The following is a 22,284-nucleotide window of genomic DNA, read 5'->3' as shown; positions in this document are numbered from 1 at the left end:
GAGCGCGGTGCCCGCGTGAGCGCACCGCGAGCCACGTCCCGCACAGGGGCCAGACCACCAGACACGGGAAAGCCCCGGCACCGAAGTACCGGGGCCCCGTTCGCGCCGGGTGTGTCCAAGGCCGGCGACGACTGGTGAGGTGCGCGCCCGGGCGGGTCGCCCGGGCCGCTGCCCTACTTCGCGGCCTTCTTGGCGCGCGAGGTCTTGGCGGCGGGCTTGGCCGCGGGGGCCTCCGCCTTCACCGCACGGTTCCTGATGTCCTCGTAGCGGACGCCGTAGTACGCGGCCTCCATCATCACCTTCATGTCGGCCAGCATCGGCAGCCGCGGGTTCGCGGGCGCGCACTGGTCCTCGTAGGCGTTCATGGCGAGGGTGTCGAGCGAGCCGATGAAGTCCGCCTCCTCGACGCCCACCTGCTGGAAGGACCGCTCGATGCCCACCTTGTCGCGCAGCTCCTCGACGGCGGACGCGTAGGCCTCGACCGCCTCGTCCGGGGTGCTGTGGGGCAGGCCCAGCATCTTCGCGATCTCCTGGTAGCGCTCGGGAGCCACGTAGGACTCCTGCTTGGGCCACGAGGTGGGCTTGGTCGGGACCTTGCCGTTGTAGCGGATCACGTGCGGCAGGTAGATGGCGTTGGTGCGACCGTGCGCGACGTGGAACGTCGAGCCGGTGACGTGGCTCATCGCGTGCACCAGGCCCAGGAAGGCGTTGCCGAAGGCCATGCCCGCGATGGTCGCCGCGTTGTGCATCTTCTCGCGCGCCTTCTCCGCCTTGCCGCCCACGGTGACCGACTCCTCGATGTTCTCGAAGACCAGGCGGATGGCCTGCAGGGCCATGCCGTCGGTGAAGTCGTTCGCGTACACGGAGACGTAGGCCTCGGTGGCGTGGGTCAGGGCGTCGAAGCCCGAGTCGGCGGCGACGCGTGCCGGCAGCTGCGCGGTCAGGACGGGGTCCGTGATCGCGACGGTCGGCGTGAGCGCGTAGTCGGCGAGCGGGTACTTGCGGCCGGTCTCGGGGTCGGAGATCACCGCGAACGGCGTCACCTCCGAGCCTGTGCCCGACGTGGTCGGGATGCAGACCAACTTGGCGAGCTCGCCCAGCTTCGGGAAGCGGAAGGCGCGCTTGCGGACGTCGAAGAACTTCTCCTTGAGGTCGGCGAAGTCCACCTCGGGGTGCTCGTACAGCAGCCACATCACCTTCGCGGCGTCCATCGGCGAGCCGCCGCCCACCGCGATCAGGGTGTCGGGCTTGAAGGCGCGCAGCACCTCGGCGCCCTTCTTGACGGTCTGGACCGACGGCTCGGGCTCGACGTTGTCGATGATCTGCACCGACACGTTGTTGCCGCGGCGGTTCAGCACGTCGAGGACCTTGTCGACGATGCCGATGCGGGTCATGGTCGCGTCGGTGATGATGGTGACGCGCTCGACGCCCTCCATGTCGCGCAGGTACTGGATCGCGTTGGGCTCGAAGTACGTCTTGGACGGCACCTTGAACCACTGCATGTTGTTGTTCCTCCGGCCGATGCGCTTGACGTTGATGAGGTTCACTGCGGTCACGTTGTTGCTCACCGAGTTGTGGCCGTAGGAGCCGCAGCCGAGCGTCAGCGACGGCAGGAAGGCGTTGTAGATGTCGCCGATCCCGCCCTGGCTCGAGGGCGAGTTGGTGATGACGCGGATCGCCTTGACGCGACGGCCGAACTCCTGGATGAGGTCCTGGTCGGTCGCGTGGATCGCGGCGGAGTGGCCCAGGCCGTGGAACTCGACCATCTGCTCGGCCATGAGCAGGCCCTGCTCGGTGGACTCGGCCTTGAGGACGGCCAGCACCGGGCACAGCTTCTCGCGGGTGAGCGGCTCGGACTCGCCCACCTCGGAGACCTCGGCCAGGATGATCGAGACCTCCTCGGGGACCTCGAAGCCCGCCTGCTCGGCGATCCACTGGGGGGACTTGCCCACGACGTTCGGGTTGAGCTTGGCGCCGGCGCAGTTCTCGCCGTCGGCCGTGACGCCGAAGATGAACTCCTCGAGCTTGGCCTTCTCCTCGGCGGTCACGCGGTAGGCGTGGAGGCGGTCGAACTCGGCGAGCGCCTCGTCGTAGATGACCTCGTCGAGGATCACGGCCTGCTCGGAGGCGCACACCATGCCGTTGTCGAACGCCTTCGAGATGACGATGTCGTTGACGGCGCGCTTGAGGTTGGCCGACTGGTGGACGTAGGCGGGCACGTTGCCCGCGCCGACGCCGAGCGCGGGCTTGCCGCAGCTGTAGGCCGCCTTCACCATCGCGTTGCCGCCGGTCGCGAGGATCAGCGCGACGCCGTCGTGGTTCATCAGGGTGTTGGTCGCCTCGATCGAGGGGTGCTCCACCCACTGGATGCAGTTCTCGGGGGCGCCCGCGGCGACCGCGGCGTCGCGCACGATGCGGGCGGCGGCGACGGACGACTGCTGGGCGCTCGGGTGGAACGCGAAGATGATCGGGTTGCGGGTCTTGAGCGCGACGAGCGACTTGAAGATCGCGGTCGAGGTCGGGTTGGTGACCGGGGTGACGCCGCAGACGACGCCGACGGGCTCCGCGATCTCGGTGATCCCGAGGATCGGGTCCTCGTTGATGACGCCCACGGTCTTCATCGGGGCCATCGAGTGGGTGACGTGCTCGCACGCGAAGATGTTCTTCACGGCCTTGTCCTCGAACACGCCGCGGCCGGTCTCCTCGACCGCCTTGACGGCGAGGTCACCGTGCTGGTTGAGGGCCGCGACGGAGGCCTTCTTGACGAGCAGGTCGACGTCATCCTGCGTGAAGGCCGAGTAGGCGTCGAGCGCCTTCTGCGCGTTCGCGACGAGGCGGTCGATCTCCTCGGCGATGGACGGCTCGGTGACGGTGGCCGGGGCGGCCTCGGTGGCGGTCATGGCAGTTCTCTCCTCTGGGTCTGGCCACTGCTGTGGCCTCTGATTCGACCGTATGCCTGGCGGCGGCACCGTTCCTGAGGCCGAGGTCCCGGGGACCTAGGGCCCACGCAGCGGCCGGGCACCTTGAGCGAGGGGTGTGCGCGGCGAGGGGTCTGCGTGGCGACGGCCCCCGCGGTGCGCGCCCGGCGCCGTGAGGGCCGATGCGCGGGCTGGCATGGCAGCGCACGTGGCAGCACCCGTGTCATCACCCGTGGCAGCGGCCCGTGGAGGGGGCAGACCCACACTGGGACCGCGCAGGGCCGCTAGAAGGCGATGAGGCCCCTGCGGGCGAACTGACGCCGCACGCGGGCGACCAGCTCGGCGCTCGGCGGCTCGGTGTTCTCGAGCGCGTAGTCCTCGCCGAGGGCGCGCCACTTGTCGCGACCCATCTGGTGGAACGGCAGCACCTCCACGCGCTGCACGGAGCGCAGCGACGCGATGTACTCCGCGGCCTTCTCGACGTTGTCCTCGTCGTCCGTGAGGTCCGGCACCACGACGAAGCGCACCCAGATCGGGATGTCCTGTGCCGCGAGCCGCCGCCCGAAGTCGAGCGTCGGGGCGAGGGAGCGACCGGTGACCGTCTTGTAGGTGTCGGGGTCGCCGCTCTTCACGTCGAGGAGCACGAGGTTCGTGTTCGACAGCAGCCGGTTGGTGGCGCGCGCCCCGAGGAATCCCGAGGTGTCGAGCGCCGTGTGGACGCCCATCTCCTGGCAGGCCGCGAAGACGTTCTCCACGAACTGCGGCTGGAGCAGCGGCTCGCCGCCGGAGATCGTCACGCCGCCGCCCGTGGTGCGCAGCACCTGCGCGTACCTGCGGATGCGGCTCACGACCTCGTCGAGGCTCTGACGCTCGCCCCGGCGCATCTGCCAGGTGTCGGGGTTGTGGCAGTACAGGCACCGCAGCGGGCAGCCCGCGAGGAAGAACGTCAGGCGCGTGCCGGGTCCGTCGACCGCCGTGACCAGCTCCCACGAGTGGACCGATGCGGACTCACCGGGCGAGCGCAGGCTCTCCCGGAGGTCGGCGTCGGCGCGATCGAGCGAGGGCGCCGCCACGCTGGGCGCCGCCGAGGCGACGGGCGCGGGAGACCCAGCACCCTCTCCGATGCACGCGCCGCCCGGGACGTCGGCGGCGTCCTGGGCGAGCGCATCGGCGCTGCTGGTCGGGGAGGAGGTGGAGACGGTGGGGACCGACATGATGGGCTCCTAGAGCGAACCGTGGAAGGTGCGGGACAGGACGTCGAGCTGCTGCTCGCGGGTGAGCCGCACGAAGTTCACGGCGTAGCCGGAGACGCGGATGGTGAGCTGCGGGTAGTTCTCCGGGTGCTCCATGGCGTCCTCGAGCGTCTCGCGGTTGAGCACGTTGACGTTCATGTGGAAGCCGTGGGACACGTCGTACGCGTCGAGCACGCCCACGAGGTTGCGGATCTGCTCGGCCTTGTCGCGGCCGAGTCCCGCGGGCACCACGGTGGTGGTGAGCGAGATGCCGTCCTGGGCCTCGTCGTAGGGCAGCTTCGCGACCGACAGCGCCGAGGCGACGATGCCGTGGGTGTCGCGTCCGTTCATCGGGTTGGCGCCGGGAGCGAAGGGCTCGCCGGAGCGGCGGCCGTCGGGGGTGTTGCCCGTGTGCTTGCCGTAGACGACGTTGGACGTGATGGTCAGCACCGACTGCGTGTGCTTCGCGTTCCGGTAGGTGGGCTGGCGGCGCACCTTGACCATGAAGCGGCGCACGAGCTCGACGGCGATGTCGTCGACGCGGTCGTCGTCGTTGCCGTAGGTCGGGTACTCGCCGGTCACCTCGTAGTCGACCGCGAGGCCGGTCTCGTCGCGCACCGGGCGGACCTCGGCGTACTTGATCGCGGACAGCGAGTCCGCCGCGACCGAGAGGCCGGCGATGCCGCACGCCATGGTGCGCAGGATGTCCTTGTCGTGCAGGGCCATCTCGAGGCGCTCGTAGGCGTACTTGTCGTGCATGAAGTGGATGCAGTTGAGCGCGTCGACGTAGGTCTCGGCGAGCCAGTCGAGCAGCACGTCGTACGACGCCAGGGTCTCCTCGAAGTCGAGCACCTCGCCCGTCAGCGGCGCGGTCACCGGGGCGACCTGCTTGCCGGAGTTCTCGTCGCGGCCGCCGTTGATCGCGTACAGCAGCGCCTTGGCGAGGTTGACGCGAGCGCCGAAGAACTGCATCTGCTTGCCCACCTCCATGGCGGACACGCAGCAGGCGATCGCGGCGTCGTCACCGCACTGCGAGCGGATCAGGTCGTCGGACTCGTACTGGATCGACGAGGTGTCGATCGACACCTGCGCGCAGAACTCCTTGAACCCGGCGGGCAGCTTCTCCGACCAGAACACGGTGAGGTTCGGCTCGGGGGCGGGGCCGAGGTTGTAGAGCGTCTGCAGGAAGCGGAAGGAGGTCTTGGTGACGAGCGGGCGGCCGTCGTCGCCCAGGCCGCCGATGGACTCGGTGACCCACGTCGGGTCGCCCGAGAACAGCGCGTCGTACTCCGGGGTGCGCAGGAAGCGCACGATGCGCAGCTTGATGACGAAGTCGTCGACGATCTCCTGGACCTCGGCCTCGGTGACCGCGCCCTCGGCGAGGTCGCGGGCGGCGTAGATGTCGAGGAAGGTCGAGGTGCGACCCAGCGACATCGCGGCGCCGTTCTGCTCCTTGACCGCGCCCAGGTACGCGAAGTAGAGCCACTGCACGGCCTCGCGGAAGTCCTTCGCGGGACCGGAGATGTCGTAGCCGTAGCTCGCCGCCATCTGCTTGAGCTCGAGGAGCGAGCGGATCTGCTCCGAGTTCTCCTCGCGGTCGCGGATGATGTCCTCGGTCGAGCGGTCCATGTCGAGCGAGCCGCGCTCGGCCTTCTTGGCGGCGATCAGCGCGTCCACGCCGTAGAGCGCGACGCGGCGGTAGTCGCCGATGATGCGGCCGCGGCCGTAGGCGTCCGGCAGGCCGGTGACGATGTGGCTCGAGCGGGCGGCACGGACGTTGGGCGGGTAGACGTCGAAGACGCCGGCGTTGTGGGTCTTGCGGTAGTCGGTGAAGATCTTCTCGAGCTGCGGGTCGACGTCGTAGCCGTAGGTCTCGAGCGACTTCGCGACCATGCGCCAGCCGCCGTTGGGCATGATGGCGCGCTTCAGCGGCGCGTCCGTCTGCAGGCCCACGACCACGTCCTCGCCCTCGAGCACGTAGCCCGGGGCGTGCGAGGTGATCGAGCTCGGGGTGGCGGGGTCGACGTCGTAGACGCCCTTCTCGCGCTCAGCCGGGAACTTGGCGGTGATGGACTCCCAGGCGCGGGTGGTGCGCTCGGTGGGGCCCTCGAGGAACGCGGCGTCGCCCTCGTAGGGCGCGTAGTTGAGCTGGATGAATCCGCGGACGTCGATCGCGTCGGCCCACGGGCCGCGCTCGAAGGTCCTCCACTCGGTCGCGTTCGCGGCCTGGTCGGCGGCCGATGCGGGAATCTCGGTGGCGGTCATGTCGGGCTCCTCCCGGGTTGGGACACGATGCCGTGGGGCCCGGGTTGGGCGACCATCGGCGTTCCTCTCGAACGTACGCCCGCGCCGGGCGCGGCCGATGGGACCTTCGGCCCTGGAACAGCGCCGATGCGCCCGACCGCCTCGCACTTACCATCCGGTAGAAAAGGTCGGGCGGGGCATGGCAGACTGGGCAACACGGAACGTTTCGACCTCACACTGGAGTGCGCATGACCGCAACGACGCTCACCGCGACCGCCGTCCACGACGGCTGGACCCTCACGCACACGGGAGGCGACGCTCCGGACGAGGTCGCGGGCGCCTCCGTGCCCGCCGAGGTCCCCGGGTCGACCCACGTCGACCTGCTGCGCGCCGGCCTCATCCCGGACCCCTACCTCGACCGCAACGAGAAGGCGCTCGAATGGATGTGGCGCTGCACGTGGCGCTACGCCACCACGCTGCGCGCCCCCGCCGCCGCCGAGGGCGAGCGCGTGGACCTGGTGTTCGACGGCCTCGACACCGTCGCCACCGTCGCGCTGGGCGGCACCGAGCTCGGCCGCACCTTCAACATGCACCGCTCCTACCGCTTCGACGTCCGCGAGGCCCTCACCGGGGAGGACGAGCTCACCGTCGACTTCGGCTCCGCGCTCGACTACGCGTACGGCCGCGAGGCCGTCCTCGGCGACCGCCCGCGCCCCCAGCCGAGCCTCGAGCTCGTCGCGGAGGCCGCGCGCCAAGGCCTCGCCGAGGGCGACCCCGACGAGATCCTCGCCGGCACCCGCAACTACCCTCACCCGTTCAACGCGATCCGCAAGATGGCGTGCTCGTTCGGCTGGGACTGGGGGCCCGACCTGCAGACCGCCGGCATCTGGAAGGCCGTGCGCCTCGAGCGGTGGCGCATCGCGCGCCTCGCGAGCGTGCGCCCCCTGGTCGACGTCGACGGCTCCACGGGCGTCGCCACCGTGCACGTCGAGGTCGAGCGGGACACCGACGCCCCGCTCACGGTGCGCGCGAGCGTCGCCGGCGCCGAGGCGACCGCTGAGGTGCCCTCTGGCGAGACGCACGCGACCCTCCGCCTCGAGGTTCCGGACGCCGCCCTGTGGTGGCCCGCGGGGTACGGCGAGGCGGCCCTCCACGACCTCGCCGTCGACCTGCTCGCGGGCGACGAGCACCTCGACTCCTTCGCCCGGCGCATCGGGTTCCGCTCCATCGACGTCGACCGCGGCGCGGACGGCCGCGGCTTCGCCCTCGTCATCAACGGCACCCGCGTGCTCGTCAAGGGCGCGAACTGGATCCCCGACGACCACCTCATGACCCGCATCACCCGCGACCGGCTGCGCACCCGCCTGGGCCAGGCGCTCGACGCGAACATGAACCTGCTGCGCATCTGGGGCGGCGGCATCTACGAGACCGAGGACTTCTACGAGCTGTGCGACGAGCTCGGGATCATGGTGTGGCAGGACTTCCTCATGGCCTGCGCCGCGTACGCCGAGGACGACGAGACGGCCGCGGAGATCGAGGCGGAGGCGCGCGAGAACGTCACCCGCCTCTCCCCGCACCCGTCCCTCGTCGTGTGGAACGGGTCCAACGAGAACGTGTGGGGCTGGTGGGCGTGGGGCTGGCAGCCCGCGATGCAGGCCGCCGGCATCACCGACTGGGGTCAGATGTACTACGAGGAGGTCTTCCCGCGCGTGCTCGCCGAGCTCGACCCTTCCCGCCCGTACACGCCGTCGAGCCCGTACTCGACCCACCCCTACGAGGACGACGTCCACCCGAACGATCCGACCGTGGGCACCGTCCACGAGTGGGAGGTGTGGAACCGCAAGGACTACTCCCACTACCGCGACACCGCGCCGCCGTTCATGTCGGAGTTCGGCTTCCAGGGTCCGGCGACGTGGGCGACGCTCACCCGCTCGATCCCCGAGGACCAGCGCCGCCAGGACTCCGAGGGCTGGCTGCTGCATCAGAAGGCGCACGACGGCAACGGCAAGCTCAACCGCGGCTTCGCCCCGCACCTGCCCGACGGCGCGGACTTCGAGGAGTGGCACTGGGTGACATCGCTCAACCAGGCGCGCGCCATCCAGTACGGCGTCGAGCACTACCGGTCATGGTGGCCACACACGGCCGGCACCATCGTCTGGCAGCTCAACGACTGCTGGCCGGTGACCTCGTGGGCCGCCGTCGACGGCGACGAGCGCCTCAAGCCGCTCTGGTACGCCCTCAAGCACGCCTACGCCGACCGCCTCCTGACGTTCCAGCCGCGCGGCGCGGACGGCGGCCTCGACCCCGACGGGACCCTGCGCCTGATCGCCGTCAACGACACCGACGCCGACTGGTCGGAGACGCTGACGTTCACGCGCATGGCGCTCGACGGCACCGAGCTCGCGGTCGCGACCGCCCACCTGAGCGTCGCAGCGCGCGGTCAGGCGGTGCTGGAGGTGCCCGGCCACGTCCTCGAGGCGGCGGACGCCGCCGCGGAGATCCTCGTGGCCGACGCCGGCTACCCCGGCGACGACGACCACGTGCGTGCCCTGCACGCCTTCGCCGAGGACAAGGACGTGACCTACGAGCGCTCCCCCCTGACCGCATCGGCCGTGCGCACCGGCGACGGGTACGAGGTGTCCGTGACCGCATCGGCCCTGGTGAGGGACCTCACGGTGCTCGCGGACAAGGTCCACCCCGACGCCGAGGCGGACGACGCCCTGGTGACGCTGCTCGCGGGCGAGTCCCACGTGTTCCGCATCGCGTGCGCCGCCGAGGTCGACCCGGAGGCGTTCCTCGGCGAGCGCGTCCTGGTGTCCGTGAACTCCCTGGTGGGCTGACCGCCGCACCGCTCGCACCGCCGCGACGGGCCCGTCGGATGCGCCTCACGGCGCGCCCGGCGGGCCCGTTTTCGCACGTCCGGTCGAAACGATCCACGCTCGCCGCGCTCGAAACGATTCGGGATCGTCACCAAATCGTAACCAGAGGCTCTGTCGAAAGGTTTCGTACCAGTCTATGGTGACAACTGCGTCCCAACGACGGGGCGCCAGATTCAAAGGGGAATTCAACATGAAGTGGACTCGATCCCGGACGGCGAGTGCGCTCGCCATCGGCGCGGCCTCGGCCATGCTGCTGACCGCGTGCTCGAGCGGCGACGGCGAGACCGAGGAGCCCACGGACGCTCCCACCGCTGAGGAGTCGGAGGCTCCCGAGGAGAAGGAGCCCGTCACCCTCAACGTGTCCTACTGGGGCACCTTCGGCCTTGAGGCTCTCGAGACGCAGTACGAGTCGGAGAACCCGCACGTCGACATCGTCCTCGACTCCGGCGAGTACGGCGCCCAGCACGACAAGCTCACCCAGGCCCTCATCGCCGGCTCCGGCGCCTCGGAGGTCTCCGCGATCGACGAGGGCTACATGGCTGGCTTCCTCGCGCAGCAGGAGAACTTCACCAACCTGCTCGACCTCGGTGCGGGCAAGTACGAGGAGAACTACCTCGACTGGAAGTGGGGCCAGGCCTCCTCCGCCGACGGCTCGTACCTCATCGGCCTCGGCTCCGACGTCGGTGGCCTCGCGATGTGCTACCGCCACGACCTGTTCGCCGACGCCGGCCTCGACTCCGAGCGCGAGGCAGTCTCGGGCGCATGGGGCGAGGACTGGCAGTCCTTCATCGACATGGGCATCGAGTACAAGGACGCGACCGGCAAGCCGTTCGTCGACAACGTGACCCAGATCCTCAACGGTGCGCAGACGCAGCTCGGCACGGGCTACGCCTACTACAACCGCAACAACGAGCTCGACATGGACGCCAGCAAGCCCGCGTTCGACGTCGCGCTCAAGGTCATCGAGGAGGGCCTGTCGGCCAACATCACCCCGTGGGGCCCCGAGTGGAACACGGGCTTCTCGAACGGTGACTTCGCGACCCTGCCCTGCCCCGCGTGGATGCAGGCCAACATCATCGACTCCGGCGCGCCTGAGGGCTCGTGGGACATCGCTGACATCCCTGGACCCGGCGGCAACTGGGGCGGCTCGTTCTACACGATCCCCGCGCAGTTCGACGAGTACACCACTCAGGAGGCCTACAACTTCATCGAGTGGCTGGTCCAGCCTGACCAGCAGATCGCGATCTTCGACGAGACGGGCAACCTGCCGTCGCAGAGCTCGCTGTACGAGAACGAGGGCATCCAGGCCCAGACCAACCCGTTCTTCAACGACGCTCCGACCGGTCAGATCTTCTCGCAGACCGCGATGGACATCCCCGGCGCCATCTACTACGCGCCGAACAACGCCGCCATCCGCACCGCGGTGGAGACGGTCCTGAACGAGGTTCAGGCCGGCAACATCGCGATCGAGGACGCGTGGGACGAGGCCGTGGCCGCCGCTGAGGCTGCCGACGCCGCGTAAAGCACCACCCGGTGAACCGGTGTGACGGGGGCGGGCTCATGCTCGCCCCCGTCGCACCGCCCGGACCTACACTCACCCCACGAGCGTTGTTCGACCAACGGAGGTACCAATGCCCGCCAGCAGCGTGACGGCTGAACCAGCCGGCGCAACCGGCACCGAGCGCGTGAAGCGCAAGGGACCCAAGAGCTCCATCTGGGCGCGCTTCGACCACGTCGTGGTCCCCTACATCCTCGTCTCGCCGTTCTTCATCCTGTTCGTCGCGTTCGGGATCTTCCCGATCGTGTACTCGGCGCTGGTGTCCTTCCAGACGTACCGCGCCGAGCAGCCGGTGTACCCGAGCGGCAGCTCGATCAACCTGTACACCGAGCGGTGGATCGGCCTCCAGAACTACGAGAAGGTGCTGACCAACTGGGAGTTCCCCCAGGCCCTGATCAACACCCTCGGCCTCTTCGTCTTCTCCGCGGTGCCGCAGCTGCTCTTCGCGCTCATCCTGGCGTCGCTGCTCAACCGCCGCCTGCGCGCGCAGTCGCTGTTCCGCATCGGCATCCTGGTGCCGTACATCACGCCCATCGTCGCGTCCTCGCTCGTGTTCGTGACGTTCTTCTCGGAGCAGTACGGCCAGGCCAACTGGCTCATGGGCATGCTGGGCTTCGAGTTCACCACCGGCGTGGGCGACGCCGCCCAGACGCTGCCGGGCATCGACTGGCGCCAGCAGCGCTGGTCCTCGTGGCTCGCGATCATCATCATGGTCAACTGGAAGTGGACCGGCTACAACGCCCTCCTCTACTTGGCGGCCATGCAGTCGATCCCCAAGGACGTCTACGAGGCGGCCGCGCTCGACGGCGCCGGCGCGTGGCGCCAGCTGTGGTCGATCACCGTGCCGATGATCCGCCCCATGGTGATCTTCACGGTGGTGCTGTCGACCATCGGCTCCCTCCAGCTGTTCGCCGAGCCGGTGCTGCTCGACGAGGATCCCAGCTCCGGTGACGGCGGCGGCCTGCGCCACCTGTGGCGCACCGTCGCGCAGCTCATCTGGTACACGGGCTGGGGCGACCCGAAGGACTTCGGCTACGCCGGCGCCATGTCGTGGGTGCTGTTCGTCGTCGTGGTCGTGATCGCCGGGATCAACGCGTTCCTGTCGAACAAGATCGGAGGCCGCAAGTGACCGCGACCGCTGAGTCCACGCCCGACCAGGCACCCGTGCCGGAGAAGCGTCCCAAGCGCCAGAAGGCGGCCCTCCTGGGCCGCAGCCCGCAGGACACCCCTGCCGGCTGGTTCAACTACCTGCTGCTGATCTTCATCCTGCTGGTGGGCGCATGGCCCATCTACTGGGCGGGCATCATGTCCTCCTGGAAGGACGACAAGATCTTCCAGGCGGGCGCCCCCCAGGTGACCCCGGGACCGTTCTTCCGGTTCAACTGGGACATCATGACGGTCGCGATCCGCGAGCGCGGCTACCCGGCCTACGACAACGTCCAGTTCGTCAACTCGTTCATCAACTCGCTCATCGTGGTCGCGGTGGTCGTGGCGGCGACGCTGTTCTTCTGCTCGCTCGCCGGGTTCGCCTTCGCGAAGCTGCGGTTCAAGGGCCGCGACCCGTTGTTCTACTTCGTGGTCCTGACCCTCACGATCCCCGCCCAGCTGGGCATCGTCGGGCTCTACCAGATCATGGACAACCTGGGCTGGGTGGACACCCTGCTCGCGGTGACGGTCCCGGCGCTGGTGTCAGCGTTCGGCGTGTTCTACATGCGGCAGTTCATCGAGGACGCGATCCCCGACGAGATCATCGAGTCCGCCCGCGTCGACGGCGCCACCACGTTCCGCGTGTTCTGGGAGATCGTGGTGCCGACCATCCGACCCGCCATGGGCGTCCTCGGCCTCATCACCGCCGTGGGCGCGTGGAACGAGTACCAGTGGGCGCTGGTCGCGGTCGGCGGCTCCGACGCCCAGACCATCGGCCCCGCGCTCCACAACCTCCGCGTGGGCAACACCCCCAAGAACTCCATCGTTCTGACGGGATCCTTCCTCGCCACCCTGCCGCTCATCGCGCTGCTGGCCGTCGCCGGCCGCCAGATCGTGCGCGGCATCATGGAGGGCGCAGTCAAGACCTGATCGAGTCCACGTTCGACAGGCGCGGCCGGTCCACCTACGGGTGGGCCGGCCGTGGTCGTCTCTGGGGGCGACGCTCGCACGCCGCAGCGCTCCCGCCGCCGATTCCCGCTGACAGTACGAACCAGAATCGTGGGCGACGCGCCGGTCGCTCAGCCCCTGGCGTGCGCTCGCCGGCGTGTCGCGCAGCTTTCTGGTTCGCACTGTCAGGAGGAGGGGCGCGCGCCGGCGCGGAAGCTGCGTGTGCGTACCGCTCAACACACACCTGGGACGCGAGAGACGGGTGAGGCTGCTGCGCATCCGCCCGCGCACCACCAGCCCCTTGGGCACCGCCCGTGTGTTGACCGGTACGGGCTCGGGCATTCCTCCCGCCGACAGTTCCGAACAGCCTGCGGGCGACACGCCGCGTCCGCGGCTCCAGCAGCGCCGATGCGCGGGGTGGCGTCAGCGCGCATGTTCGGCAGTGTCGGAGGTCTGGCAGTGAGGGTCCCCGCAGGCAGCGCGGCGACGAGGCGGAGAGGTGTGCGCCGCTCAGCTCGCGCGGGCGCTCCCGGTCGCGGTGACCGTGACGCCAGCGCCCGAGAGCCAGTCGGCGTCGGGCACGAGCGGCAGCACCGTGCGTCGCAGGACGACCTCGACGGTCGCGTCGTCCTCGCTGCCGACCTCGACCACGCGCACCTCGCGAATCCAGTCGCGGGCGTCGGCAGAGGCGAGCCGCTCGGCGACCGCGGAGGCCAACGCACGGTCATCGAGGGTGAGCCCCACGTCGCCGGCCTCCGCCGACTCGTAGGCGTCCCGAAGCGTGTCGTTCAGTGCGGCGATCGCCAGCTCGTCGGCGAGGTTGACCAGCCGGGTCCGCGCGAGGTGCACCTGCGTCGCGCCGACGAGGACGGCGATCGCGAGCAGCGCGACGACGATCCACCCCAGCGTGAAGAGCGAGACGCTCCCCGCATCGCCAGCCGGAGGCCGCCGGGTGCACCGCGCTCTCATGGCGCCCACAGCAGGCCCGCGTCCGCCTTGGACGATGCCGACACCTCGACCTCGAGCGGGATCACGCCCGACATGAAGCTCGGCATGCCCGGAAGCGGCACCGAGAACACCACGTCGACGAGCACCTCGCCGTCCTCCCCGGTGCAGCCCGCCGCGCCGCAGCGCACGAGCACGTCCCGCGCTCCGGCGACGTCGAAGTCGTCCGCCGCCAGCTCGACGACGGCGGCAGCCCGCGCCCGCGCAGTGGCGACGGCCTCGGCATCGCTCGCGCCTCCGTCGAGCTCCTCGATGATCGCGAGCGCGGCGCCACGCGCCGCCGCCGCGCTCGACCCTTCGGCGGCATACGTCGCCGCCTGGATCTGCGCGATCGCGATGGCCGCGTAGACCAGCGGCACCAGCAGGAGGACCGTCACCCCGAGAAACTCGACGAGCGCTCCCCCGGCGTCGTCTCGAAGCCCCACCCGCGCATCGGCCCTGCGCACGCCGCTCACCTCAGGACTCCTCGAACGCTCGGGCCTCGACGCGCAGGATCCCAGGACCCCACAGCCCGATGACCGGCATGGGCGCGGCGACCTCGACCACCACGACGGTCGCTCCCGCCACCGTCTCCTCGCGTGCCTGCGCGACGGCGGAGATGCCGCCGAGGGCGTCCGTCGCCAGGGACTCGGCACGGGCCTCGCCGTCGGCGAGCCCGCGATCGGCGAGCGCAGCGCTTCGGGCTCCCTCGAAGGCGCTGGACGTGAGGGTGTTGCGCACGTGCAGCGCGAGGATCAGCTGGAGGAGCGCGAGCCCGAGGAGCAGCACCAGCGTGCCGACGAGCACGAACTCGACGGCGGCGCTGCCGCGATCCCCGTCAGGAGCCCGTGACGGACTCGATCGCATCGGTGAAGACCTCGCCAAGAGCCGGCCCCGCGAGCGCCCAGATGAGGGCGACCAGGCCGGCCGTCATGAGCGTGATGAGCACCCAGCCCGGCACGTCCCCCCTCTCGGACTCGGGCCCGGTCAGCAGCGCTCGCGCGTCGTTGAGCAGTCGTGTCATTGCATCCCCCTTTGTCTCCGTACCTCGGTCTTGCGCCGGGCGGCGCTAGCCGCCCAGATCGATCGCGACCAGCCCCGGGAAGACCGCGAAGATGACGGTCACCGGCAGGATCAGGAACACGACCGGGACCATCATCGCGATCTCCCGCCGGCCGCCTTCCTCCAGGAGCTCCTGCTGGCTCGCGGCGCGGATGTCCTGCGCCTGAGCCTGGAGGACGTCGGACAGCGGTGTTCCTCGCTCGATCGCCGTGCTGACGCCATCGGCGAATCGACGCATCGCGGCGATCCCCGTGCCGTCCGCCACCGCCGAGAGCGCGTCAGGGAGGCGCTCCCCCGCTCGCACCCGCGCGAGGGTGGTCCGCAGCTCGTCGGCGACGACGCCGGAGCTCGTCGATGCGACGCGCTTGATGGCGGCCGGGGCCGACTCGCCTGCGCTCACCGCGAGGGCGAGCAGCTCGACGACGGTCGGGAGCTCCGCGAGCACCGCCCGCTGGCGACGCCGGACGGCCGCGCTGAGCGCGAGATCGCGCGCGACGATGCCGCCTGCCGTCGCGACCGCCACGAGGATGGCCGCGGCGAGAAGGCTCGTGCCACGCGTCGCCATGAGCAGCCCGCCGACCGCGCACCCGACGCCCAGGCCGGCCGCACCGCACGCGACCTGCTGGGCCCGGTACTGCTCGGGACTGGCCGCGGACCCAGCCCGCGTGAGCCGGCGCTGGACGTCGGTGGCGGTCACGCCCCATCGCTCCAGGACCCGCGCCAGGTCTCGCGCCACCGGCGCGATCAGGCGTTCGAGAGTCGGGAACGGCGTGACGGTCGCGTCCCGGGCCGCGACCTCGCTGCTCACGGAGCTTCGGACGAAGGGCGCGACGCGCGCCTCGAGCGTCGGTCGCCGCGCGCGCCACCACGCCAGGATGAGCGACGCCCCGAGACCGAGCATCGTCCCGTAGACCACGGCCGCCGCGATCATCGCAGCACCCGCCGCTCCTGCGGAAGGCGGCCCATACGCATCATCAGCCTGTAGGCCACCACCGTGCATGCGCCGCCGATGACGAGCACGGCGACGCCCGCTGCCGAGTCGTACGCCGCGGTCGTCGAGCCCTGCGTTGCGAGCAGCGCCAGCACGATCCAGGGCGCCGCCACCGCGAGGCGTGCGGCGTTGACGGTCCAGCTCTGCCGCGCCTCGAGCTCTCCGCGCAGGCGTGCGTCGTCGCGCAGGAACGCGGCGAGGGTCCGCAGCACCCTGCCCACGTCGGTGCCTCCGACCTCGCGGGTGAGGCGCAGCGTCTCGATGATGCGGTCGGCGACGGGATCGGCGAGCCGCGCCTTCAGCAGGTCGAGGCAGTCCTGGAAGCGTCCGGAGGCACGGTAGTCCTCGGCGAAGCGGAGGAACGGCTCGCGCAGCGCCTCGGGCCCGCGAACGCCGACTTGGCCGACGGCCTCCGGGAGCGAGAGGCCGGCGCGGATGCCCGAGGCGAGCGAGTCCACCACCTCGGGCCAGAGCTCCCGCGTTGCGACCGCCCGCCGCCGGGCGCGTGCCGAGACGAGCGCGAAGGGGCCTCGCGCGGCGATCACGGCGAAGCACGCGCCGATGACCGCCGATCCCGTCAGCCCCGCGATGAGGATCCACGTGACGACCGCCAGGCCGATGGAGGTGACGATCAGCGCCGCGGGCGTGACGCTCGGCGCGCCGGCGCGGACGAGCGCGTCCTGCGTCCGTGCCGTCCACCCGTCGCGCGACGCCCGCGGCTGTCCGCTGGGCACCCACAGCGACCACCACACCAGGAACAGCCCGACGCCGAGCACGATCCCCCAGAGCGCGTCCATCTCACGCTCCCGCCAGCAGCCGAGCCACGTCGTGCCCGCGGGACCGCAGGCGTTCCTCGCGGGGCGGGAACCCGGGTCCCCTTGCCAGCTCCGTCCCGCGCCGCTCGAAGATCGTGGAGGTCTCGATGACTCCGCCGTCGGCGCGGCCCATGACGCCCACCACCTCGCGCACCTGCCGGGCACCCGTGCGCAGGTCGAGGTCGAGGTGCACGACGAGATCGAGGGCCGAGGCGACGGTGGGGATCACGAAGCGGTCGGACACGTTCTCCCCGGCGAGCAGCGGCAGCGTGCACATCTTCGTGATCGCGTCTCGCGCGGAGTTGGCGTGGATCGTTCCCATCCCTGGTATTCCGGCGTTCAGTGCGATGAGCATGTCGAGCGCCTCGGCCTCCCGCACCTCGCCGATGATGATGCGACTGGGCCGCATCCTGAGCGCCTCCTTCACGAGCCGCCGGAGCGGTACCTCACCCGTGCCTTCGAGCGATGGCTGCCGGCACTGCATCGCGACCACGTCCCGGTTGCCGAGGGCGAGCTCGAACACCTCCTCGCACGTGACGATGCGCTCGCGCGGCGGCACGGATCCGGCGAGCGCTCCGAGCATCGTCGTCTTGCCCGCCTGCGTCGCGCCGGACACCAGGATGTTGAGGCCACTGTCGACGGCGGCGTCGAGGAACGCGGCGGCCTGCGCCGTGAGCGATCCGAGCCGCACGAGGTCGGTGACGGTGTGCGCCCGAGCGACGTACTTGCGGATGTTGACGGCCCAGTGCTCGCGCGTGATCTCCGGGATGACGACATGGAGGCGCTCGCCGCCGGGCAGCGTCGCATCGACGAAGGGCGAGCTGAGGTCCAGCCGGCGGCCGCTCGACCGCAGCATCTGCTCCACCAGGTCGCGCACCTCGTCGGCGGACAGCAGGGTGGTCGTCAGCTCCGGCTCCCCGCCACGAGCGACGAACACCTCGCGAGGCCCATTGATCCAGATCTCCTCGATCTCGGGGTCCTCCATGTACCGCTGGAGCGGCCCGAGGCCCGCGACGGCGTCCATCACGGCCTTCGCGGTGCCGGCGGCGTCCGCGAGCGGGGCGACGGCTCCGGTGAGAGAGCGCTTCTCCCATGACGCCAGCGCCTCGTCGACGAAGGCACGCACCTGGGCGGCGTCGCGACGGGGATCCATGCCGGTGGTGCGGATGCGCTCGCGCACCTCGCCCTCGATGTCTGCCACCGCCCCCGTGGTCATACGCCCTGACAGTAGCGACATTCCACGCGATCGGGTAGGGCCTGTGGAGAAGGGCCGATGCGCGCGCGGCCGGGCACGCCCGTCACCTCGCGGCCGTTCGGGCACCTCTTCTCTCGCCCTGACCGACACGTCACCGCTGAGGCACACTGGAGAAATGGCATCATCGCCGCCACCTGTTCTGCTCATCCCCGGCTACTGGCTTGGAGGTTGGGTATGGGATGACGTCGCGAGCGCGCTCGGCGAGCGTGGCGTGACCGCGGAGCAGATCACTCTTCCGGGGCTCGAAGGCGCGGATGTCGACCGAGCGGGGATCGACTTCGACGACCATGTCGATCACGTCCTGCGGCGAGTGCTCGTCCACGGTCGCGCGGTCCTTGCCGCGCACAGCGGTGCAGGAGCCATCGCGACTGCAGTCGCGGATCGCTTGCCCGAGGCCCTTGTGCGCATCCTGTACGTCGACTCCGGCCCCGTCACCGACGGACACGTTCCTCGACCCGATCTGACGGCCCGGATCGCGGAGCTCCCCTTTCCCGGCCTGGAAGAGCTCGCCAGCCAGGGCGTGAGCAGCGACGGCCTGTCCGACCAGGACCGCGCGCTCCTCGCGGCTCGTAGCGTCCCGCACCCGGCGGGAGCGTGCCGAGAGCCCGTGGTGCTGCGCGATCCCCGACGCCACCTCATCCCTGTGACCCTGGTGTGCTGCTCGATTCCCAGCTCTACGGTGCGGGAGATGGCCGCCTCCGGGAACCCGATGTTCGCGCCGATCCGCGATGATTCGGATGTCGCCCTCGTCGACCTCCCGACGGGGCACTGGCCGATGCTCTCCGAGCCACGCGCGCTCGCCAGCATCATCGCCCGCGAGGTCGCCGGTGAGTGACGACCTGCGGAGGATCGCCGCACTCGAGAGCCGTCTCGACGACGCACGACGCTCGGATCGCAAGGCGGGCGAGCGCATCGCGCGCGCAGCAGCCATCGAGTATCGCACCGAGCGCGGGACGATCATCGTGACGGTCGGCGCCACGCCTGAATCTGGCGGCCGTACCGTGCGTTTCCTTCTCGACGCCACGGCTCCCAGCTGGTCCTGCACCTGTACCAGCACCGAGACCTCCTGGTGCAAGCACGTCGTCGCCGCCGTCGTCGCTGCGCAGCACCCCGAGAGTCTCCGCTAGTACGCTCTCCGGCCGTGAGCAGGGCCGATGCGCGCGCGGCCGGGTGCGCCCGTCACCTCGCTGCCGCTCGAGGGCCGTGGCACCATGGCTCGTATGTGCGGCCGGTACGCGAACTTCCTCGCCGAGCAGGACCTCATCGACCACTTCGCCATCGCGACGGTGGCCGACGACGCGCGCCTGGCTCCCAACTGGAACGTCTCTCCCACCCAGCAGGTCGCGATCGTGATCCCGCCCAAGGAGGATGACCCGGGCCGCCGGCTCGAGGCGGCGCGCTGGGGACTGGTGCCGTCCTGGGCGAAGGACCCCGGCATCGGAGCGCGCATGATCAACGCACGTTCGGAGACCCTCGCGGAGAAGCCGTCCTTCCGGACGGCCTTCGCGAAGCGCCGATGCGCGGTCCCCGCCTCCGGCTACTTCGAGTGGCAGACGGGCGCGGACGGCAAGCAGCCGTTCTGGATCCACCCGGAGGACGACGCGCCCCTCGCGTTCGCGGGGCTGTACGAGTTCTGGAAGGACAAGGCCGCCGGCGAGGACGCCGCGTGGCTCGTCACCACCACCATCGTCACCACCGCCGCCCGCGGCGACATGCGCGACATCCACGACCGGCAACCGGTCATGATGGGCGCGGACGCGCTCGATGCGTGGCTCGACAGGGACGCGGATCAGGGCACGCTGCTCGACGTCATCGCGATGCCCGCCCCCGACCTCGAGTGGCATCCGGTGCGCAAGGCCGTGGGTAGCCCCAGGAACAACGGGCCGGAGAACGTCGAGCCCGTCGAGGGCTGAGCCGCTACTCGCCGCCCTCGAGCGCCGAGAACAGCTCCCACGCGACCACGGGCGCGTTGAGGTGCTCGGTGCCCCCGCCCATGATGCGCGGCGTCTGCGTCACCGGGTTCGGCACCGTGTGGCCGCCACCCTCGACCGTGAACAGAGCGACGGGAGCATCGGACGCGGCGCCGTAGACGGTCGCGGTGACGGCGTCCGCCTCGCCGGCGGTGCCGCCGACGACCTCCTCGGTCGCCTCGTCCTCGACGCCGTTGACCGCGGCGATCGCGAGCGCGGAGTCCTGCGCGGACAGCACCTCGCCGAGGTTCTGACCGAAGGCCCCGGCCTGACCGCCCTCGTAGGGGTTGATCGGGTCGGACGTGCCCTCGACGAGGATGGTCGGCACGGGCTCGGTGAGCGGCTCGCAGCCGTAGTTGTCGGCAGCCGGGTAGTTCGCGGCATTGGCCTGGATCCCGGCGAAGGTGCCGGGAGACTCGGCGGCCATGCGGAACAGCATGTGCGAGCCGTTCGAGTAGCCCACGCCGTAGACGCGAGCGGGGTCCGACCCGTACTCGGACGCGGCCTCGCCGATGAGCGCCTCGAGGAACGCGACGTCGTCGATGCCGTCGATGCGCGCCGGGTACGGCGTCTCGGTGCGGCAGCCGTGCCAGGACTTCTCGTAGCCGTCCGGGTAGAGCACGACAAAGCCGTGCTCGACCGCGAGCTCGTCCAGCTGGAAGCCGGTCGCGCCGCGCATGCCGTCGCCGTCCATGTTGGAGCCGTGCAGCGCCACCCACAGCGGCGCCCCGGGCTCCACGCCCTCGGGCACCACGGCGGTGTAGGTCCGCTCGAGCCCGTCGACGGTGAGCGAGGCGTGCACCACGTCAGCGTCGAGGTCGGGCTCCTCGGGAGCGGGCACCCAGACGAAGTAGAGGAACAGGCCCGCGAGCACCAGCACGAGCCCGCCGAGGATCGATGCCGTCCAGATCAGCGCGCGGCGGAGCCGGCGTCGGGGCCGCGGCGCGGCCTCGGGGGTGGCGGTCGTGGCGTCGGCGGTCATGATGCTCCTTTGCATGGCACGGCTCGAGATCGCGAGACGGCGCGCACAGGCCGCTCAGGACGACTTTTCTACCACGTGGTGGAATTTGGACCAAGCCGCGCCGGTCGTGCCTGCTAGAGGCCGTGTGGCACAGTGGCGCCGTGGCGAGGATCCCGCTGTCGAGCATGCCCCGGGCGTGGCGCACCTTCCTGCGCCCACGGGTGTTCACCCCGGCGAGCCCCGACCGCGCGAGACGCGTCCGCGCCTCCGAGCCAGTCCCGAGCTCAGCGACGTCCGCGCGAGTCGGCGTGCCCGGTTCCGCGATCGCCTCGCGCCTCGATCACCTCGCCGCGAGCGGCGCCCTCGACCGGGCCCACGCGGTCGTCATCACCCGGGACGGCGCGACCGTCGCCGAGCACTTCCGCTCCGGGGCCGATGCGCGCTGGGGCGAGCGGCTCGGCGTCGTCGAGCACGGCCCGGCGACCCTGCACGACCTGCGCTCGGTCACCAAGACCGTGACGGGGCTGCTCTACGGCATCGCCCACGAGGAAGGGCTCGTACCGCCGCCCGAGGCGAGGCTCGTCGACCACCTGCCCGCGCATCGGCGCTCCATGGAGGCCGCGGGAAGCGCGGACCTCACCGTCGCGCACGTGCTGAGCAAGACCATGGGCACCGCGTGGCGCGAGGAGCTGCCGTACGCGGACGCGCGCAACGGCGAGATCGCGATGGAGCTCGCCCGCGACCGCGACGCGTACATCCTCAGCCAGCCCCGGACGGAGCCTGCGGGCACGCGCTGGCGCTACTCCGGCGGCGCGACGGCGATTCTCGGCACCCTCCTCGAGACCGGCACGGGCGCGAGCCTGCCGCGGTTCGCTGCGGCGAGGCTGCTCGGGCCGCTCGGGATCGACACCTGGCAGTGGATGGCGGGAGGCAACGGGCACGCGTCGCCCGCGTCTGGCCTACGCCTGTCCGCCACCGGCCTCGCCCGGGTGGGGGCGCTGCTGCTCGACGGCGCGTGGAGGGGCAGGCAGGTCGTGCCCCGCGCCTGGCTCGAGCGGGCGACGACGGTCGCCGCGGAGCGGACCTGGAGCGCCGATGCGGCCTACGGCTTCCACGTCTACCTGGGCGGATCGTTCGCGCCGGGGGGCGCGGGTCCGGGGTGGCGCGGCGGCATCGGCAACGGCGGCCAGTACGTGATGGCGCTGCCCGACAGCGGGATCGTCGCCGCGGTGCTCACCGGCGCCTACGACCAGCCCGACCAGGGAGTGGAGGCACGCGCGGTGCTGAGCGAGGTGATCGCGCCGAGCCTCGCGTGAGGGCA

At 70.8% G+C, this 22,284-nt stretch carries 19 protein-coding genes; 8 read left to right on the top strand and 11 right to left on the bottom strand.

Translation table 11 applies throughout. The features are described 5' to 3' along the window. Positions 1 to 173 precede the first annotated feature (173 nt). The 3 genes from adhE to pflB form a co-directional block, all read right to left on the bottom strand. Positions 174 to 2,900, bottom strand: a complete 2,727-nt coding sequence (gene adhE, locus B7K25_RS11020; RefSeq protein WP_200807945.1) for a bifunctional acetaldehyde-CoA/alcohol dehydrogenase — start codon at positions 2,898 to 2,900, stop codon at positions 174 to 176. Positions 2,901 to 3,202: 302 nt separating this feature from the next. Continuing rightward, positions 3,203 to 4,132: a pyruvate formate-lyase-activating protein gene (gene pflA / locus B7K25_RS11015; protein ID WP_084106102.1), complete on the bottom strand. Its 930-nt coding sequence runs from the start codon at positions 4,130 to 4,132 to the stop codon at positions 3,203 to 3,205. Positions 4,133 to 4,141: 9 nt separating this feature from the next. Beyond that, complete coding sequence (pflB, locus tag B7K25_RS11010) at positions 4,142 to 6,415, bottom strand: formate C-acetyltransferase (protein WP_084106101.1); 2,274 nt, start codon at positions 6,413 to 6,415, stop codon at positions 4,142 to 4,144. Positions 6,416 to 6,642: 227 nt separating this feature from the next. On the opposite strand from pflB, the gene B7K25_RS11005 reads away from it, so the two are divergent. From B7K25_RS11005 to B7K25_RS10990, 4 genes are all read left to right on the top strand, one after another. After that, complete coding sequence (locus B7K25_RS11005) at positions 6,643 to 9,234, top strand: glycoside hydrolase family 2 protein (RefSeq protein WP_084106100.1); 2,592 nt, start codon at positions 6,643 to 6,645, stop codon at positions 9,232 to 9,234. A gap of 229 nt (positions 9,235 to 9,463) precedes the next feature. After that, complete coding sequence (locus tag B7K25_RS11000; protein ID WP_159450193.1) at positions 9,464 to 10,795, top strand: ABC transporter substrate-binding protein; 1,332 nt, start codon at positions 9,464 to 9,466, stop codon at positions 10,793 to 10,795. 109 nt (positions 10,796 to 10,904) lie between these two features. Then, a complete protein-coding gene (locus tag B7K25_RS10995; protein ID WP_084106098.1) occupies positions 10,905 to 11,960 on the top strand; it encodes a carbohydrate ABC transporter permease in 1,056 nt (351 codons plus the stop codon). Then, positions 11,957 to 12,907 carry a carbohydrate ABC transporter permease gene (locus B7K25_RS10990; protein ID WP_200807944.1) on the top strand — a complete coding sequence of 317 codons (951 nt, stop codon included), beginning with the start codon at positions 11,957 to 11,959 and terminating at the stop codon, positions 12,905 to 12,907. Before B7K25_RS10995 ends, B7K25_RS10990 begins: the two co-directional genes overlap by 4 nt. A gap of 528 nt (positions 12,908 to 13,435) precedes the next feature. On the opposite strand, the gene B7K25_RS10985 is transcribed toward B7K25_RS10990, so the two are convergent. From B7K25_RS10985 to B7K25_RS10955, 7 genes are read right to left on the bottom strand one after another with little or no spacing between them, the layout of a single operon-like run. Next, a complete protein-coding gene (locus B7K25_RS10985; protein ID WP_144018982.1) occupies positions 13,436 to 13,894 on the bottom strand; it encodes a pilus assembly protein TadG-related protein in 459 nt (152 codons plus the stop codon). Beyond that, a complete protein-coding gene (locus tag B7K25_RS10980; protein WP_234988198.1) occupies positions 13,891 to 14,385 on the bottom strand; it encodes a pilus assembly protein in 495 nt (164 codons plus the stop codon). Before B7K25_RS10980 ends, B7K25_RS10985 begins: the two co-directional genes overlap by 4 nt. 1 nt (position 14,386) lies before the next feature. After that, a complete protein-coding gene (locus tag B7K25_RS10975) occupies positions 14,387 to 14,776 on the bottom strand; it encodes a TadE/TadG family type IV pilus assembly protein (RefSeq protein WP_084106096.1) in 390 nt (129 codons plus the stop codon). After that, positions 14,748 to 14,933 (bottom strand): hypothetical protein, encoded by a 186-nt coding sequence (locus B7K25_RS10970; protein WP_084106095.1) that lies wholly within the window; start codon positions 14,931 to 14,933, stop codon positions 14,748 to 14,750. Before B7K25_RS10970 ends, B7K25_RS10975 begins: the two co-directional genes overlap by 29 nt. Before the next feature lie 45 nt (positions 14,934 to 14,978). Further along, positions 14,979 to 15,902: a type II secretion system F family protein gene (locus B7K25_RS10965; RefSeq protein ID WP_084106094.1), complete on the bottom strand. Its 924-nt coding sequence runs from the start codon at positions 15,900 to 15,902 to the stop codon at positions 14,979 to 14,981. Beyond that, positions 15,899 to 16,759, bottom strand: a complete 861-nt coding sequence (locus B7K25_RS10960; RefSeq protein WP_084106093.1) for a type II secretion system F family protein — start codon at positions 16,757 to 16,759, stop codon at positions 15,899 to 15,901. The genes B7K25_RS10965 and B7K25_RS10960 overlap by 4 nt, the downstream gene beginning before the upstream one ends. 1 nt (position 16,760) lies before the next feature. Beyond that, a complete protein-coding gene (locus tag B7K25_RS10955; protein WP_084106092.1) occupies positions 16,761 to 17,993 on the bottom strand; it encodes a CpaF family protein in 1,233 nt (410 codons plus the stop codon). 154 nt (positions 17,994 to 18,147) lie between these two features. On the opposite strand from B7K25_RS10955, the gene B7K25_RS13605 reads away from it, so the two are divergent. The 3 genes from B7K25_RS13605 to B7K25_RS10940 are packed head-to-tail and all read left to right on the top strand — an operon-like array spanning position 18,148 to position 19,945. Then, positions 18,148 to 18,867, top strand: coding sequence for an alpha/beta fold hydrolase (locus B7K25_RS13605; protein WP_144018981.1), 720 nt, complete (start codon positions 18,148 to 18,150; stop codon positions 18,865 to 18,867). After that, on the top strand, positions 18,860 to 19,159 hold the full coding sequence (locus tag B7K25_RS10945) for a hypothetical protein (protein WP_084106090.1): 300 nt from the start codon (positions 18,860 to 18,862) through the stop codon (positions 19,157 to 19,159). Before B7K25_RS13605 ends, B7K25_RS10945 begins: the two co-directional genes overlap by 8 nt. A gap of 27 nt (positions 19,160 to 19,186) precedes the next feature. After that, the gene (locus B7K25_RS10940; protein ID WP_371328302.1) at positions 19,187 to 19,945 is read left to right on the top strand and encodes an SOS response-associated peptidase; all 759 of its coding nucleotides are present in this window, start codon (positions 19,187 to 19,189) and stop codon (positions 19,943 to 19,945) included. 4 nt (positions 19,946 to 19,949) lie between these two features. On the opposite strand, the gene B7K25_RS10935 is transcribed toward B7K25_RS10940, so the two are convergent. Continuing rightward, on the bottom strand, positions 19,950 to 20,984 hold the full coding sequence (locus B7K25_RS10935; RefSeq protein WP_159450192.1) for a PHB depolymerase family esterase: 1,035 nt from the start codon (positions 20,982 to 20,984) through the stop codon (positions 19,950 to 19,952). Positions 20,985 to 21,124: 140 nt separating this feature from the next. Between B7K25_RS10935 and B7K25_RS10930 the strand changes: the two genes are divergently transcribed. Continuing rightward, a complete protein-coding gene (locus tag B7K25_RS10930; protein WP_144018980.1) occupies positions 21,125 to 22,279 on the top strand; it encodes a serine hydrolase in 1,155 nt (384 codons plus the stop codon). The last annotated feature ends 5 nt before the right edge of the window (positions 22,280 to 22,284 follow it).

Source organism: Demequina sp. NBRC 110056, assembly GCF_002090155.1.
Classification (GTDB): domain Bacteria; phylum Actinomycetota; class Actinomycetes; order Actinomycetales; family Demequinaceae; genus Demequina.
Note: the sequence above shows the minus strand (reverse complement) of the source record. Positions and strands in the feature narration are given on the sequence as shown.